At 61.9% G+C, this 15645-nt stretch carries 12 protein-coding genes and 1 pseudogene; 7 read left to right on the top strand and 6 right to left on the bottom strand.

What is annotated here, in order from left to right:
• Positions 1-49: 49 nt before the first annotated feature.
• The 5 genes from BLV09_RS20000 (at position 50) to BLV09_RS37400 (ending at position 5880) form a co-directional block, all read left to right on the top strand.
• Entirely contained in the window at positions 50-1054 is a 1005-nt protein-coding gene (locus BLV09_RS20000) for a hypothetical protein (protein WP_244548760.1), read from the top strand.
• A gap of 187 nt (positions 1055-1241) precedes the next feature.
• Entirely contained in the window at positions 1242-2813 is a 1572-nt protein-coding gene (locus BLV09_RS19995) for a hypothetical protein (protein WP_146688577.1), read from the top strand.
• 105 nt (positions 2814-2918) lie between these two features.
• Positions 2919-4154 (top strand): flavin-dependent oxidoreductase, encoded by a 1236-nt coding sequence (locus BLV09_RS19990; protein ID WP_146688576.1) that lies wholly within the window; start codon positions 2919-2921, stop codon positions 4152-4154.
• Between the two features lie 105 nt (positions 4155-4259).
• Positions 4260-5702 carry an MFS transporter gene (locus BLV09_RS19985; protein WP_146688575.1) on the top strand — a complete coding sequence of 481 codons (1443 nt, stop codon included), beginning with the start codon at positions 4260-4262 and terminating at the stop codon, positions 5700-5702.
• Between the two features lie 13 nt (positions 5703-5715).
• Positions 5716-5880: a hypothetical protein gene (locus tag BLV09_RS37400; protein WP_167558816.1), complete on the top strand. Its 165-nt coding sequence runs from the start codon at positions 5716-5718 to the stop codon at positions 5878-5880.
• Between the two features lie 41 nt (positions 5881-5921).
• On the opposite strand, the pseudogene BLV09_RS19980 reads toward BLV09_RS37400, so the two are convergent.
• A pseudogene (locus tag BLV09_RS19980) lies at positions 5922-6565 on the bottom strand (glutathione S-transferase family protein).
• A 109-nt stretch (positions 6566-6674) separates the two neighbouring features.
• Between BLV09_RS19980 and BLV09_RS19975 the strand changes: the two are divergent.
• Positions 6675-7271: a TetR/AcrR family transcriptional regulator gene (locus BLV09_RS19975; RefSeq protein ID WP_244548758.1), complete on the top strand. Its 597-nt coding sequence runs from the start codon at positions 6675-6677 to the stop codon at positions 7269-7271.
• 13 nt (positions 7272-7284) lie between these two features.
• On the opposite strand, the gene BLV09_RS19970 is transcribed toward BLV09_RS19975, so the two are convergent.
• Both BLV09_RS19970 and putA read right to left on the bottom strand, forming a co-directional pair.
• On the bottom strand, positions 7285-8490 hold the full coding sequence (locus BLV09_RS19970) for a CaiB/BaiF CoA transferase family protein (RefSeq protein ID WP_167558815.1): 1206 nt from the start codon (positions 8488-8490) through the stop codon (positions 7285-7287).
• 225 nt (positions 8491-8715) lie between these two features.
• The gene (gene putA / locus BLV09_RS19965; RefSeq protein ID WP_146688574.1) at positions 8716-11724 is read right to left on the bottom strand and encodes a bifunctional proline dehydrogenase/L-glutamate gamma-semialdehyde dehydrogenase PutA; all 3009 of its coding nucleotides are present in this window, start codon (positions 11722-11724) and stop codon (positions 8716-8718) included.
• Between the two features lie 172 nt (positions 11725-11896).
• Here putA and BLV09_RS19960 point away from each other — a divergent pair, with 172 nt between their 5' ends.
• Complete coding sequence (locus tag BLV09_RS19960; RefSeq protein ID WP_146688573.1) at positions 11897-12499, top strand: hypothetical protein; 603 nt, start codon at positions 11897-11899, stop codon at positions 12497-12499.
• A gap of 137 nt (positions 12500-12636) precedes the next feature.
• On the opposite strand, the gene BLV09_RS19955 is transcribed toward BLV09_RS19960, so the two are convergent.
• The 3 genes from BLV09_RS19955 to BLV09_RS19945 all read right to left on the bottom strand — a co-directional run bounded on the left by BLV09_RS19955 (position 12637) and on the right by BLV09_RS19945 (position 15406).
• Positions 12637-12837 (bottom strand): cold-shock protein, encoded by a 201-nt coding sequence (locus BLV09_RS19955; protein WP_100384109.1) that lies wholly within the window; start codon positions 12835-12837, stop codon positions 12637-12639.
• Between the two features lie 434 nt (positions 12838-13271).
• On the bottom strand, positions 13272-13517 hold the full coding sequence (locus BLV09_RS19950) for a hypothetical protein (protein ID WP_146688572.1): 246 nt from the start codon (positions 13515-13517) through the stop codon (positions 13272-13274).
• Between the two features lie 152 nt (positions 13518-13669).
• Complete coding sequence (locus BLV09_RS19945) at positions 13670-15406, bottom strand: adenylate/guanylate cyclase domain-containing protein (RefSeq protein WP_146688571.1); 1737 nt, start codon at positions 15404-15406, stop codon at positions 13670-13672.
• Positions 15407-15645: the final 239 nt, after the last annotated feature.

Below are 15645 nucleotides of genomic sequence, written 5' to 3'. Positions count from 1 at the left end.
GCAAGCAATGAAAGTTACCAAATGGTCAATCAATCCTGGAGAATTAGCCGTGAGCGAACAACAGGCCGAGGCAATTAGCGGTGAACCCGGTTCCGCCGGGCCGATCGCTCCCAATTCATCGGATGTGTCCAGCGAGCCGGTGACGGCTTCGCTGGAACCTTCAATCCGCACCGAAGCTCCTGATCTCGTGCCCGATCAGGCCGCAACCGGCGAGGCGCCGGAGGTGAAAGCTCCGGAAGTGCATGCGACCGAAGCGCGTGCTTCCAAGCCGAGTTCGTCGCCGGCCCCCGGCAAGCTCATGATCATGTCGCCCGGCGACCGTGCCTGGACCGGCGAAAGCGCGGCCCCCCAGGCTGAGGCCCCGCAAAGCTCCGGCATGTTTGGCAAGCGGCGGTTCGCTGCGATGGCGGCCGTGGTCGTGCTGGCAACGGTCGCGGGCGCGCTCGGCGGCGCGCTGGCGACCGCCAGCTTCGGACGTATTACCGCTGAAGCCGCACCGACCGAAGCCAATCACGCGCTCGAGGCAACTGTCGCGCGGATCGACGCCGACGTCGTGGCGCTCAAGACCAGTGTTGACCATACGTCCAAAATGGGCATGAGCCAGTTCAACAAGACCAGCGACCGTCTCGACAAGCTCGAGAAGGCGCAAGCCGAACCGGCCGCCAAACTCGCCAAGCTGAGCGAGGCCGTGGAAAAGCTCCACGCCACTCCCGCGGCTGCTCCAGCCGTTGCCGCCGCCCCGCAGGCGGCGCAGAAGGAAGTCACCGGCTCAGTCACGCCGCCGTCGACCACTCCCGCAGCGGTAGCCGCGGCTGGGTCCAGGACCGATGCGAAGAAGACTGACGTCAAGAACGATGTGGGCCGGTTGCCGACCGTCGACGACTGGATCTTGCGCGACGTCGGGCGTGGTGGGGCGCTGATCGAAGGCCGGCAAGGCATCTTCGAAGTCTACGCCGGCGACCCGGTTCCGGGTCTCGGCCGGGTCGACGCGATCCGGCGCCAGGATGGCCACTGGGTCGTGGTCACCAGCCGGGGCTTGATCGTCGCGCGGTAACGCGCGATCGACGAAATTAAACAGTCTTTAAATCTGAAAGCGCTTCACTCCGACGTGAAGCCCTTTTTTGCTGGGTTTTAGGCGGCTGCGAAATAGTCCGTCCGCTTTTCGGCTATTTTTCCAGGCATAACGAACGAGCGCCGCGAGATGCTGTGAATAGGCGTTGTTGCGCGGTGTTAGTCTGGATATGAGCTGCGCATTGCGATTTCTCGTCACGGTTCTGGTTCTCTTTTGCAGCGCGTTGCCCGGACGCGCGACGCAGGGTGCTGCACTGGAGCGGGGCGCGGCGATCACCGATCCCCTGGCCTTGCGCGAACTCGACCACGGCAGATTTGGTTTGGGCCGCATGCTGACGCCGACGCGACCGGCGGACACGCCGCTCGCCAACAATGAACTTTTCACGCTGCCGTCGATGGCGCCTGTCCGCAAGGCGTTCGACGACGAGTTCGACCGCTATATAGCGAGGCACAAGGCGGAACTTCCGAACGAAACCATCGGCGTCGGAGATTCCTTCGCGTTTCAGCTGTTCGATCGCGCGATGCTTTATTCCGGTGACGCGCGTTTTGTGCTGTCAGGCATCGTCAACCGGACGGACCGCGCTTATGTATCGCCGGATAGCTGCGGTGAAATCAGGCTGATCTACCGCCTGACGCGCACCGGCACGGCGCAATCAGGTGGTGAGGCAATCTCGCCGCGTCTGCCGATGACGCTCAATCTCGTGCTCAAGGCCAAGGGCGATCGCGCAAATGACAGTTATGGCGCAGCCATCACATGCGCGGAGATTGCCCGCCGATGGCTGGCGGCGGGTGACTTGGCGATCACCGGCACGGAGCTTGCGCAAAAGCTGACGGCGCAAGACGGCCCGCTGGATCTCATCACGCCCGGCAATGTCGAACGTATCGAAACCAACCTTCAGATCGCGCATGCGCCGAAATCGGCGATCCGCGATTTCCGCACCGACTATCTCATGAAAGTGTTCGACTACAACGCACGAACCCAGGCTTTTGAGGAGGCGCCGCTCGAGAACCAGATCGACCGCGAACGGATATTGGCGGATGAAAATCTGAAGAACGCGTTCAAGGCGTGGCTGCTCGATCCCAGGCATTTCAGCGAGCTCGATCGCGGCACCGTTCTGATCCCGCCGCAGTTTCTTGCAACCGGCGCGGTCGCCGCGACTCCCGTGGGATTTACGACCTCGAACCTGCAGCCGGAGTTCGGCCTGGTGCAGGGCGATGATGCCAAGGCCGGTCCGGTATTCAGCGACGGCGATGTCGTCACGGCCTTGCAGAAGGCGGCCCAGCAAGGACTGCCGATGCAAAATATCCGCTCGGTGGCGGGCTTCGAGCGCCGGCTCAACGACATCACCTGCGCGGGATGCCATCAGACCCGCGGCATCGGCGGCTTTCATTTCCCGGGCGTCGACTGGATGGTGGCGCACCCTTCCAATTCGACATTCGTGCCGGCGTCACCGCATTTCTTCGGCGACCAGATCCGACGGCGCGATATTCTGACCGCATTGCGTGACGGCAGGGAGCCGGACTATTCGCGGGGTTTCTCCAGCCGCCCGCAATTGCGCGGCAGCACGGAGCTTGCCGGGACCGAATATGATGACGGCTGGGGGGCGCATTGCTATCAGCAAATGCCCAACCCAAAAGACAATGACGCAAGCTTCCGGCCGTGGACATGTGCCGAAGGGCTGGCCTGTCAGGTCGTGGACCGAGCCTCGCGCATGGGGATGTGCTTTGTCAAAACCCGTTAGGTAATGCCCGCTTGTGCTGCAGTGCCGAGATTGACAGTAGGCTTACTAATCTGTTTCATGCCGGCAATTACCTAAATCGCCCGTAGCGGCGTGCCGGAAGGAAACATGGACGACATCATTATTGTCGGGGGCGGCGTTGGCGGCCTGACTCTCGGGCTTGCGCTGCACGCAGCCGGCATTCCCTGCCGGATATTCGAGTCGGTTGCCGAAATCAGGCCGATCGGCGTCGGCATCAATTTGCTGCCGCATGCCACCAAGGAACTTGCCGCGCTCGGTCTCGAAACCGCGCTGTCGAAAGTTGCAATCGAGACTGCGGATGCGACCTTCTTCAATCGCTTCGGGCAGTTGATCTATCAGGAACCGCTGGGCCGAGCGGCCGGTTACGAGCAGCCGCAATTCTCCATTCATCGCGGCGATTTGCAGATGGCGTTGCTCGATGCCTTCCGCGCCCGCGCCGGTCATGATCGGTTTGTCACCAACCATCACTGCATCGGCGTGGGACAGGACGATTCCGGCGTCGACGTGCACTTTTCCGATGGGCCGGGAGGAACGAACCGCAGCACGGTGCGCGGTCACCTGGTGATCGCCTGCGACGGCATCAACTCCGCAATCCGCAAGCAATTCTTCCCGAGCGAAGGCGAGCCGCGTTATTCCGGCGTCAACATGTGGCGCGGTGTGACCCGATGGAAGCCGATGCTGTCAGGCGCGAGCATGGTGCGGGCGGGCTGGCTGTCGCATGGCAAGATGGTGATCTACCCGATCCGTTCTGCCGGTGCTGACGGGTTGCAACTGATCAACTGGGTCGCCGAGATCGAGACGCCGGTTTATCGCAAGCGCGACTGGAACCGGCCCGGTTCGCTCGACGATTTCATTGGCGCATTCGCCGACTGGCATTTCGACTGGCTCGATGTCCCCGCGTTCATTCGCGCGGCCGATAGTGTGCTGGAATTTCCGATGGTCGATCAGGACCCGCTGCCGCGCTGGAGTTTTGGCCGGGCGACGCTGCTCGGCGACGCTGCCCATCCGATGGTGCCGCGCGGCTCCAACGGTGCCGGCCAGGCGATCCTGGATGCGCGGGTGCTGACATCGGCACTGCTCGAAAATACCGATCCGGTTGCCGCGCTCGCTTCCTACGAGAAGCAACGCCTCGAAGCCACCACACGCATCGTACTGACCAATCGCAGCAATCCGCCTGACGCCATCCTGCGCGAGGTGTTTCAGCGTACCCACGACCAGCCTTTTGGCGCGATCGAGGATGTCATCAGCCGCGACGAGCTTGTCGCGCTGTCGGAAGGCTACAAGCGGATCGCCGGCTATTCGAAGGATGCATTGCGCGGGTGAGGCGGCGGACTATTGTGCCGCCCTCGGTCGTTCGCGCCGATTTATCGACATAACAAGACGGGATGACAAAACCCGCGCCGTGGCGTTTCAGGGGGAGGAACCATAATGGCGATTTCGGAAGAACCGGAGGGCCGCGCATCGCCCGTCGATGTCGCCAGCGCATCGCTGGTCGATGTCGCTGAGTTTATCGACGAACAGCCGGTCGGCGGATTTCAGCTCAGGCTGCTGCTGACCTGCGCGGCGGTCTTGTTTCTCGACGGTTTTGACACCCAGGCCATCGGTTATGTCGCGCCGGCGATAGCCAAAGAATGGGGTCTGACCAAGGGCGCGCTGGGCCCGGTGTTCAGCGCGGGCCTGTTCGGGCTGATGATCGGTGCGTTGCTGTTTGGCCCATTGGCCGATCGCATCGGGCGCAAGAAGATCATTGTGTTCTCGACGATCGCGTTCGGCATCGGCACGCTGATCACGGCGTTCGTCCACGGCGTTGATATGCTGCTTACGATGCGGTTTCTGACGGGCCTTGGTCTCGGCGGTGCAATGCCGAATGCCGTTGCGATGACGTCCGAGTTCAATCCCCGCCGCCGCCGCGCCACCATGGTGATGATCATGTTCTGCGGCTTCTCGGTCGGGGCCGCGCTCGGCGGCTTTCTCGCCGCCGCGCTGATTCCAAAGTTCGGCTGGCGCTCGGTTTTTATCGTTGGCGGCGCCGCTCCGTTATTGCTTGCGCCGATCCTGATGCTGCGGTTGCCGGAATCCGTACGCTTCCTGGTGCTGACTGGGCGCGCGCATCGGCGGGTCGCCGAATTGCTTGCATCGATCAGCCCGAAGACTTTGTTCGCCTCGGCAACGCAGTTCGTCGTGCGCGAACCGGAATTGACCGGAATTCCGGTGGTGCATCTATTCAAGAGTGGAAGAACCCTGGTCACGCTATTGCTGTGGGTGGTGTTCTTCATGAGCCTTCTCGATCTCTATTTCCTGTCGAACTGGCTGCCCACGGTTCTCAACGATCTCGGCGCCTCGGTATCGGAGGCGGCCGTGATCGGGTCGATGTTGCAGGTCGGCGGCATTGTCGGCACGTTTGCGCTCGGCAGCATCATCGACCGCTTCTCGTTTCGCGCCCTGGCGCTGGTCTATTTCATCGCCGTTTTCGCGGTAGGCGCGATCGGCCAGCTCGGGCACTCCGCCGTACTGGTCACGGTGGCGATTTTCGCCGCCGGCTTCTGCATCGTCGGTGGCCAGATCGCGGCCAATGCGCTGGCTGCGGGGTTCTACCCGACCGCAGTCCGGGCCACCGGCGTCGGCTGGGCGCTCGGGATCGGCCGGGTCGGCTCCATCGTCGGCCCGCTGGTCGGGGGCGCGTTGCTGAGCATGAAATGGAGCGCTGCCGACGTCTTCATCACGGCCGCGGTCGCCGCCCTCTGTGCGGCGTTGGCGGCGTTTTCCCTCAGCCGCCTTGTGGCCGCGGGAGGCGGCGGCCAGGAGGGGAGAGCGGATCAAGTGTCACCATTTCATGATACACTGCATCCGGTGACGACAGCGCGCACCTAAGGGGGACCGGCCGATGAGCTCTTCCGACCAGGACAACAAGCAGCGCAATCGCGAGATCGCCCGGAACGAAGCCGAACGCCAAACGATCGGCGATATCCGTGTCAGCACATGGGCGGTCGCGGTAGCCGTGGTCATCGGCCTTGCCGCTGTCGGCTGGGTGTTACTCCACAACAACTAAGGTGTCCGCAGCTCGCTCGCGATATCGACCTGCAATGATCCTTATGCGTAGTGCGTGAGGCGCTTGCCGGGCAGCAGATCGTAGGCCGAGCGCCAGCCGGGCAGGCTGGCGAGGCGTTGAAGCCAGGCCTTCACCGCCGGATGACTCGTTGTGAAATCGTATCCGGTTTCGTCGCTTGGATACGACAGATACGCCATCATCGAAAAGTCGGCCACGGTGGGCTTGTCGCCGATCGCGAACGCGTTGCGCTGCATGTGTTGTTCGAGGATGGAGAGGAAGTCGTCGAGACGCTTGCGGAAATGCTTCAACACATGCGGGTCCGGTGACGGTGTGAACGTCCGGGAATAACGATAAGTCGCCATATAGCCGGTGAGTTTGTGGTTATCCCAGAACAGCCAGCGCAGCGCCTCGAATTTCTCCTTCGGGTTCTCGCCGCCGAACCGGCCGTATTGCTCCGCCAGTTGCAGCAGGATCGGCGCCGTCTGGGTGAGGCGTTCGCCATCCGCTTCCAGCACCGGAATTTCGCCCATCTCGTTGACGTCTCGCCGCCACTCCTTTGTTCGTGTCGCCCCCCGCCGAAGTCGGTCCAGACCGGCTCGAAGGTCTGACCGCACAGGGTGAGCATCAGTGCCAGCTTGTAGCTGTTTCCGGACTCCGGAAAATAGTGCAGACGGTATGTCGACATGCCCAGTACTCCTTGCCCGCAAGGGCTTGCGCGCTTAAGTTCCGGTACCTATAGTCCGGAAAACAGAACATTTGTTCTGTACAATAATATTGCAGCGACCGATGTCAACATGACCGGCAAAACCGACCAAAAGACAAGCGATCGCGAACGTCCTCTGATGGAGGCAACCATTCGCATCATTGGCCGAAAGGGGCTCGACGGCGTGACGCACCGGGCGGTCGCGGCCGAGGCCGACATGTCGGTTGGCGCGGTGACGCATCACTTCGGGACGCGCGATGCATTGGTCGATGCCGCGCTTGACTATGCCCTCGCCCGCGAAGTTGGCCGCTTGCGCGCGCTCGCGCTCAGCCTGCAGAGCAAGGCGTTCGACGTGGAGACATGGATCGAATCGCTCGTGAGCTGGTATTCCCGGGAGCTCAAAACCCAGGCCGAGATACATATCGCGTGCTATGAGGCGTTTCTGGCGGCATCCAGAAGCCCAGCTCATCGGCCGATCGTTGTCGAGTGGTTCGAGACCTGGCGGCAAAGCGCGGAGCTTGCGCTAAGGGCCGCCGGCTCGTCCGATCCTCCCGGTCATGCCAGCCTGTTCGTTTCCGCGCTGATCGGAATCCTGCTGCAGCAATTGGCGGCTCCACGCCGCGGTTTTCAGAAGGAAGCGAAAGCAGCCCTTTCGGAACTGGTCGGCCGTTTGATTGCGAAGAAATAGCTGTGCTCTGGCGTCAGGCGACTGCACCGGTTGCTCGCAATTGCCGGATCGCGGCCTCGTCATAGCCGGCCTCGCGCAGGACCTCGTCGCTGTGCTCGCCAAGGTCTGGCGGATGCCGCGGCTGTGACTTCTGGCTGCCTTCGACCCAGATCGGGCTGTTGACGGTCAGCATGGTGTCGCCCTCGAACGGCACCAGCACGTTGTTGTCGATCATCTGCCTGTCGTTCGGGATGTCGTCGAGGATGCCGACCACGCCGAACACCAGGCCGTTGCCGTCGAGTCTCTTGCGCCATTCCGCGAGATCCCGGGTGGCAAAGATCTCGTCGAAAATCTTGATCAGTTCGAGCGACCGCTTATGGCGGTCAGGTTTGGTGGCGAATCTGGCGTCAGCCATGAGATCCTCGCGTCCCAGGCAGCGGGTCAGCGCCGGCCATTGCCGCTCCTCGTTGAGCAGCGACAGGATGATCCAGCGGCCGTCGCGGCATTTGTAGTGATTGGTCACGGCATTCAGTGCGTGTTCGCGGGGACGCCGTTCGGCGAATTTGGCGCCGCATAATTTGGCCTGGGCGAGCACGCCGTTGGCCCAGACACCGTTGGCCATCAGGTTTGAACTGACATGCGAGCCCTTGCCGGTGCGCTCGCGCTTGTAGAGCGCGGTAACGATCGCGCCATATAGCGCCATCGCGCAGGGGTGGTCGCCCATGCCGGCGACCGAGCGCGCCGGTGTGGTATCGGTATCCGCGCGCACCAGGTCCATCAGGCCCGAGCGCGCCCAATAGGCATTGCTGTCGAAGCCGGGCTTGTTGGCTTCCTCGCCCTTTTCACCGTAGCCGGTGAACGACGCATAGATCAGGCGCGGGTTCAGCGGGGCCAGTTCGGCATGGGATATGCCAAGCCGGCCGCGTACCGCCGGCGGAAAATTGGTGATGAAGACATCGGCCTCGGCGACAAGCCGATGCAACACTGCCTGGCCTTCCGGCTTGCTGAGGTCGAGCGCGAGGCTTCGCTTGTTGCGGGCCTCTAACAGCCACGCAAAATTGTGCTCACTATGCGGGTATCCCGGTAAATTCGGCAGGTTGCGATAGGGATCGCCAGATCCGGGCGGTTCGATCTTGATCACCTTGGCGCCGAAATCCGACAGCACGGTTGCGGCCGCGGGCGCTGCGATGAAGCTTGCGCAGTCCAGAACCTTGAGGCCTTCGAAGATGCCGTCTTCCATGGTGAGGTCGCTCCCGTAACGTTTGTTGGTTTTGTTTCCGTGTGCTGGAATTATCGCTGCGAACGATGAATCCATTTGACCCATGTTGCATAGCTGATGCAACCGGTGTTTGGGCGTCGTTCCCCGAGGTGCAATTAGACATTTGGGGTCCGGTGCTAGCGCACCATCCGGAATGACGGAGCGTGGATTTCGTCGCGCGGGTATTCCTCGCATGACGACGAGGTTTTACTCCTCGCCCGACATCAGCGCTGCATTGCCGCCGGTGGCTGCCGTGTTCACGGTCACGGTCTGTTCGGCGGCAAACCGTGTCAGGTAATGCGGCCCGCCGGCCTTTGGACCGGTGCCCGACAGCCCATGGCCGCCGAACGGCTGCACCCCGACCACCGCGCCGATCATGTTGCGGTTGACATAGATGTTGCCGACAGAAAGCCGGTCGATCACATCCTCGATGGTATCGTCGATGCGAGAGTGAATGCCGAGCGTCAGGCCGTAACCCGAGCGCTCGATCGATTGCAGCACGCGCGCGAGTCCGTCAGCGGGGTAGCGGACCACATGCAGAATGGGTCCGAACACTTCCTCGGTCAGTTGATCGGCATCGGACAATTCGAAAATGTGCGGCGCCACGTAATTGCCTTCGGGAGCTTGCCCGGCAAAATGCACCCGGGCCTGTTTCTTCATGCGTGCGATATGCGCGTCCAGCCGCTGTTTTGCTTCAGCATCGATTACCGGCCCGACATGCACGGAAGGATCTCGCACGTCGCCGATTTTCAGTTCGTTCGCGGCGCCTGAGATCATCTCGATCATGCGGTCAGCGACGTCATCCTGAATAAATAACAGCCGGAGCGCCGAACAGCGCTGGCCGGCCGAGCGGAACGCCGACGTCACGACGTCGTCGGCGACCTGTTCGGGCAGTGCGGTGGCGTCGACGATCATCGCATTGATGCCGCCGGTTTCCGCGATCAGCGGCACGATCGGACCATCCTTGGCGGCCAGCGTTCGATTGATTGATCTTGCGACCTCGGTTGAGCCGGTAAAGACCACGCCGGCGATGTCGGGATGAGCTGTCAGCGCCGCGCCGATACGGCCGTCGCCTTGCGCCAGATGCAAAGCCGAGGAGGGTATACCGGCCTCGTGCAGCAGCCGGACCGCCTCCGCTCCGATCAGCGGCGTCTGTTCGGCAGGCTTGGCGACAACTGTGTTGCCGGCCATCAGCGCCGCCGTGACCTGGCCCGAGAAGATCGCGAGCGGAAAATTCCACGGCGATATCGCGATGAACACGCCGCGGCCGCGCAGCCGCAGCGCATTGCTCTCGCCGGTAGGTCCCGGCATCTCCTCGATCCCACCGAACAATTTGCGGCCTTCCGCGGCGTAATAGCGGCAGAAATCAGCGGCTTCGCGGACTTCCGAAAGCGCGTCGTCAAGGGTCTTGCCGCCCTCGCTTTGCAGCAGCGCGATGAAGTGCGCCGTCCGCTGCTCCAGCAGAGCCGCCGCCTTCTCGAGAATTTCGGCGCGCGTTTTCCCCGCCGTAGCGCTCCACGCTTTGAATCCTGCACGGGCTGCGGCGACGATGTCGCTGGCGGTCTCCGGACTCATATCGGCGATCTCATTGATCACAGGTTTGCTTGCCGCAACGTCCGAAAGCAATTTGTTCAGTGCGCTGCGATCGCCGAATTCGATGCCGCGTGAATTCGTCCGTTGCGGCCGATAAAGATCACGCGGTAATCGGATGTTCGGATGCCGCGCCTGATCTGGTGTGCCAATGATCGCAGCCGGACGGCGCAGCAGCCTCGTCACCGGAACCTTGTCATCGGCGGCTAGCGCCACGAAGGACGAGTTGGCGCCGTTCTCCAGAAGCCGCCGCACCAGATAGGCGAGGAGGTCGCGGTGGCTGCCGACCGGTGCATAAGTGCGATAGGCGAGTTCCGGACGATCATCGCTCAATTGCGCGTAGAGCGCTTCCCCCATGCCGTGCAGGCGCTGGAATTCGAAGCCGCCCTTGTCGTCGGCGAGTTCGAGAATGGTTGCGACCGTCAGCGCGTTGTGGGTGGCGAATTGCGGGAAAATACGGGGCCGCAGCGTCAGTAATTTTTGCGCACAGGCGATGTAGTTCAGGTCGGTCATCGCCTTGCGGCTGAATACCGGATAGTCGTCGAGGCCGCGCTCCTGCGCGCGCTTGATTTCGGTGTCCCAATAGGCGCCCTTGACGAGGCGCACCATCATTCGCCGGTCCAGCGTTTGCGCCAGGCTGTTGACGTAGTCGATCACGTCGCCTGCGCGTTTCTGATAGGCTTGGATCGCCAACCCAAAACCGTCCCAGCCCGCGAGCGATGCATCGCTGAACGCTGCCGCGATCACGTCGAGCGATAGCTCCAGCCGGTCAGCTTCTTCGGCATCGACGGTGAAATTGAGGTCATAAGCCTTGGCCCGTTGTGCCAGATCAATCAGCCGCGGGGCGAGCTCCGTCATCACCCGGCTGTGGCTCACGGCTTCATATCTCGGATGCAGCGCGGAGAGCTTGACCGAGATGCCGGGCCGGTCGGGCAGAGGCCGGCGATCGGCGGCGCGGCCGATCGCTTCGATCGCGCTGGCGTAGGAATTGAAATAGCGCTCCGCATCCGCGGCGGTGCGCGCCCCTTCACCGAGCATGTCGTAGGAATAGCGTGGCGCGCGCGACGAATCCGGCTGCGCCCGTGCGAGCGCGGCCTCGATGGTTTCCCCCAGCACGAAGTGGCTGCCCATCAGCCGCATCGCCTGCCTTGTCGCGGCGCGCACGGCCGGAACGCCCAGCCGTTTCGCGAGCCGTCCGATGGTGCCTTGCGGGGTTTCCCCCGGCTGGATCACGCGCGCTGACATCCCCAGCGCCCAGGCCGACGCATTGACGAGGAACGCGCTGGATTGGGTCTCGTGGTGCAGGAAGTCGCCCTGGCCGAGCTTGTCTTCGATGAAATGATCGGCGGTGCGGGCATCGGGTACGCGCAGCAAAGCCTCCGCGAGCACCATCAGCGCAAGGCCTTCTTTGGTCGAGAGCGCGAATTCGCGCAGCATGTCCTCGACGCCGCCGAGCCGGTCATCATTGGCGCGAATGGCGTCGATCAGGCGCGTCGCCGAGCGGTCGATCCGTTCTTCCTGAGCCGCGTCCAATCGCGCTGTTTCAAGCAGCCCTGTCGCGATCACACGATCGTCCGGCGCATACGGCGCCTTGAATTGCGGAAGTGAGGTGGCATCGGATGTCATGGCATGACCTGAGGTTCCCTGTTGTTATCATGGACCCAGGCTTGGAATCACGAAACCGCTGCGATAGGTTTTGTGGCAATTTTGATGTGAAGTGCGGCGCAGGATGGAATTCACGGGTGGGCAGGGCCGATCTGGCAGGTCGGGCAAAAGCGCTGCGTTGCGCGTATTTGCCATGCCGTTGATCGGATCGATGCTGACGGCCACGCCGCTGCCGGCGCGCGCGGCAGAGCTGAGCGCCCCGCAGGCGGCGCTGTACAGTACGGTGTCGATTTATCCGCCTTCGGCGACTTCGATGACGGTTTGCTATGGCTTCGTGTGCCGCCGCCGCGAGATTCTCACTTTCACGCCCGGCGACCGCGCTGCACTCGCGCAAATCCTCGCGGCCGGCCACGCGTCAGCTACAGCGGAACGGGCGGCGACGCAGAAGGCTGTGATCTGGTTCGATCGTCGTATGGGACCGGTGATCGGCACCAACAAGCGTGTCGCAAAAGCGGATGTCCGCGCGCTTGATGACAAACACAATTTCGATTGCTGGGACACCACGCGCAACACCACGAGCCTGTTGCTGGTGCTGCAGGAATGGGGCCTGTTCAAATTCCATGTGGTCGGCGACCCGCATTATCGCGGCAATCCGCTGGTGTTGCAGCTGCCGCACAACACGGCCGTGTTGGTGGAGCGCGCAACCAGGGTCGAGTGGGTCGTGGACATGTGGCCGCGCGGCTATGCGCAGCCACCGGACGTCATGCCGCTCACACAATGGGTCAAGGAAGATTGAAATTGAATCGGCGCGTTCTGCGCCAATCCTATGCGCCGCAAGAGCATAATCTGCTCCTGCCGAATGGTGTGCATTTTCTACAATGCTGCAAGCGCCGCTCCCAGATTACATCCGAGAGGGTGCCGCTATTGATTGCTTTAAACCTTGAGGTTCTCGGCCGAGGTCTTGCCGCGATTGGCTACCTCTTCGTACTCAACCGTCTGCCCCTCGTTGAGCGTTGACAGGCCGGCTTTCTCAACCGCTGAAATATGAACGAAAACATCCTTGCCGCCACTGGAGGGCTGGATAAATCCATAACCCTTGGTCGGGTTGAACCATTTAACAGTACCTTTAGCCATCACGTCGTCTCCGCGGGATCAAAAAATAAATACGAACTGCCAGTCCCCGCCAACCGGCCTGTCCGACGGGTGCACGATACGCGGTCTACGCAAACCTTGGTAGCTTAAACCACACCACGATTCGGGCGGAAAACGATCGTAATCGCGGCGCATTTCGCGCTTTTTGCCGGTTTTGCACTTAGTTCAGAGGTTTTTAGTCCGCGGCAAAACGACTGGGCCGGTGAAATTAAGGAAAAACTAACCATGATCCGCTTCGGGCAGATAAGCGTGCAAGGCCTGGTTTCGGCCAGGTTTCAGGCAGGCGCGCCTGGCGGAACGATCCAAGTTTTGCCGGCGCACGCCACATCGAGCAGCTAAAACAGAACAGCTAAAACAACAAACCCCGGCCGCGCAAAGCGACCGGGGAGTTTGGGCAGAAGGAACTGAAATTAAGATCAATAGCAGACGTTGAAGGTACGCAGGCGATAGCCGAACGGCGTCAGGACGCGACGCGTTACATAGCAGCCGCCACCGTCGTAAGCGGGACCGCCGACATAAGCGACACCGAAGCCGTGGAAGTGATGATAACCTCCCCAGCCGCCACCCCATCCCCACGGCTTCGCGGAAGCGGCGGTGGGAGCCAGCGCCATCGCGCTGAGAGAAGCTGCGGCAACCAGTCCAAGAATAAGTTTACGTAACATGGTCGTTCTCCTTTGGAATGCGCACTCGGCGCGGGCTACGCTTGTCAGTCTTGCCCATCGCTCGTCAGTCGCATCGTCGAGAGGCGGGGTTCGAAAGAATCGCAGCCGGTTCAGGGAGAATTTTCTGAACGCCTGTTCAGAACCGGTTTTAACTAGGCCACCACGGCATCCGGATCTTCGACGAGTCCGGTCAACGTCTTCGCGTGGGTGACGTAGCGCACAATCATCAGCTCGGTGCGTCCGCGGATCGCGACCTCTTGCTCGGGCAAACCATCTGCCGGCAGGCCCGCCGTGACACGCACCTCCTCGGACAGGATCGTTTCGCAGGCGAGGGTCTTCGTCATGTCTTGCAATCGCGCGGCGACATTGACCGCGTCTCCAAGTGCGGTGAACACCATGTGGTCGCGGTAGCCGATGTCTCCGATGATGACCTCGCCGCCGTGAATGCCGATGCCGAAGCGGATCGGCTCATGCAGATCGTGGCTGAGAAATTGATTCAGTTCCTCGATGTTGGCGGCAATCATGGCCGCCGCCTTGAGCGCCTGGCGGCAAGCTGTTTTAGGACTGGTGTGCAGACCGAACAGGGCCAGTTCTCCGTCGCCGACAAACTGGTTCGGCTGCCCGCCGCATTCGACCACGGCCTGTGACACAGCGCTGAGGAATCGGTTGACGATAAAGACGGTATCGAATGGCAAACGATGTTCAGCGAGGTTGGTCGAGCCGCGCATATCCACGAACATGCTGACGAGATAGCGCTCCTGGCCGATACGGTGCGGTTGCGACGCATGCGCGTTGGCCGACATCGTGTGCGGCATGAACAGCTGAAAGAAAGACAGATCTTCGACAGGGCGAAGCTGGCAGGCAAGCCGAATGGACGGATCGGTTGCTCCGACGCGGTTGAGCACGAAGTTTTCCCGCTTGGACGGCGCCGGCAACAGCCCGCAGTCGCCGATCACGCGAATGCGGCAGGTGGAGCAGCGGGCGCGGCCGCCGCAAACGCTGGCATGCGGCACGTTGTTGCGCAGACTTGCTTCAAGCACGCTGAGGCCTTTCGGCACCCGAACCGTGCGGCCATTGCCGTATGAAAGCGTGATCATGCCGCCGCGGCGTTCGTTCAGGGCGCGTGCGCCTCTTGCCAGCAGCACCAATCCGAGCAGGCCGAGGTAGCCGATCAGACAATAATCGGCGATGTCCTCCAGCGTTCCCTGCTGGGCCGCCGTGCCGATCTGTTGCGGCGAGAGGTTGTCGGCCCGCCATTGGGCGCTGGCGCTGTCTTCGACAACGCTCCGCCCGGCCTGATAAAAACCGAGCAGGGCCAGCGTCGGAACCAGCACCGCCGCCGCGAGCAGAAATGGCGCGGCGCGCTCGAAAAACGCTTTCATCCGCAGCCAGAAATAAAGACCGATGCTGCCGTGCACCCAGGCGATGATCAGGACGGCGGACATCAGCCAGATCCTGTAGGGCCGCGCGACCCAGAACGAATAAAGCTCCTGCGGGTAGAGCTTTTCATTTCCGAACAGCGTCTGGCCAAGACGTACGCCGACGATATGCGCGATGATGAGCGCGGGGATGCTCAGGCCGAGCACGAGCTGGAGCGGTTCGATGGCCTTCCAGCGAAATTGCCGGCGCTGGTACAGCGCCCAGATCCCGAGACCCGAATGAACCAGTGCCGCGGTATAGAGCGTGATCGCGACCGGCAGAAACTGCCAGAACAGGGTGTGGTAGCGGACGCCGGTGGCAAGGGCATCCATCGAGATATTACCGAGCGCATGGTTGAGGAAATGACTAACCAGATAGGTGTACAGCACCATGCCACAGCCGAGACGGACCTGCCGCACGCCGATGCCCTGGATCGATTTTGCAAGCCTGGATAGGGAACGTGAGGTCATGTGATTCATGGAAATAGATATCGGGGATCGTAGGGTTTAATTCCCGCACTGAATAGCTTTTCGCTCGATATCCCGGCAAGGACGGGACCCGGCGCAGATGACGCCCGGGTTGTCGGCCCCCGGTGCTCGCCGGACGCCGATAGGTGCGGCACGTTGACACCATCCGGGGAGTCGGGGAGAAAGCGCCGTGACGATTACCCCACCCGATACCAGCTCCAAACCTGACAAATCCGCCGCTC

Origin of the sequence: Bradyrhizobium canariense, from assembly GCF_900105125.1 — a bacterium.
Taxonomy (GTDB): Bacteria; Pseudomonadota; Alphaproteobacteria; order Rhizobiales; family Xanthobacteraceae; genus Bradyrhizobium; species Bradyrhizobium canariense_A.
The sequence above is the reverse complement of the archived record's forward strand: the minus strand, read 5'-3'. Positions and strand labels throughout refer to the sequence as shown.

Excerpts from the sequence above, each read along its gene's own strand:
- BLV09_RS19995 (WP_146688577.1), top strand. The coding sequence starts at position 1,242 with ATGAGCTGCGCATTGCGATTTCTCGTCACGGTTCTGGTTCTCTTTTGC.
- BLV09_RS19990 (WP_146688576.1), top strand. The coding sequence starts at position 2,919 with ATGGACGACATCATTATTGTCGGGGGCGGCGTTGGCGGCCTGACTCTC.
- BLV09_RS19985 (WP_146688575.1), top strand. The coding sequence starts at position 4,260 with ATGGCGATTTCGGAAGAACCGGAGGGCCGCGCATCGCCCGTCGATGTC.
- BLV09_RS37400 (WP_167558816.1), top strand. The coding sequence starts at position 5,716 with ATGAGCTCTTCCGACCAGGACAACAAGCAGCGCAATCGCGAGATCGCC.
- BLV09_RS19975 (WP_244548758.1), top strand. The coding sequence starts at position 6,675 with ATGACCGGCAAAACCGACCAAAAGACAAGCGATCGCGAACGTCCTCTG.
- BLV09_RS19970 (WP_167558815.1), bottom strand. The coding sequence starts at position 8,490 with ATGGAAGACGGCATCTTCGAAGGCCTCAAGGTTCTGGACTGCGCAAGC.
- putA (WP_146688574.1), bottom strand. The coding sequence starts at position 11,724 with ATGACATCCGATGCCACCTCACTTCCGCAATTCAAGGCGCCGTATGCG.
- BLV09_RS19960 (WP_146688573.1), top strand. The coding sequence starts at position 11,897 with ATGCCGTTGATCGGATCGATGCTGACGGCCACGCCGCTGCCGGCGCGC.
- BLV09_RS19955 (WP_100384109.1), bottom strand. The coding sequence starts at position 12,837 with ATGGCTAAAGGTACTGTTAAATGGTTCAACCCGACCAAGGGTTATGGA.
- BLV09_RS19950 (WP_146688572.1), bottom strand. The coding sequence starts at position 13,517 with ATGTTACGTAAACTTATTCTTGGACTGGTTGCCGCAGCTTCTCTCAGC.
- BLV09_RS19945 (WP_146688571.1), bottom strand. The coding sequence starts at position 15,406 with ATGACCTCACGTTCCCTATCCAGGCTTGCAAAATCGATCCAGGGCATC.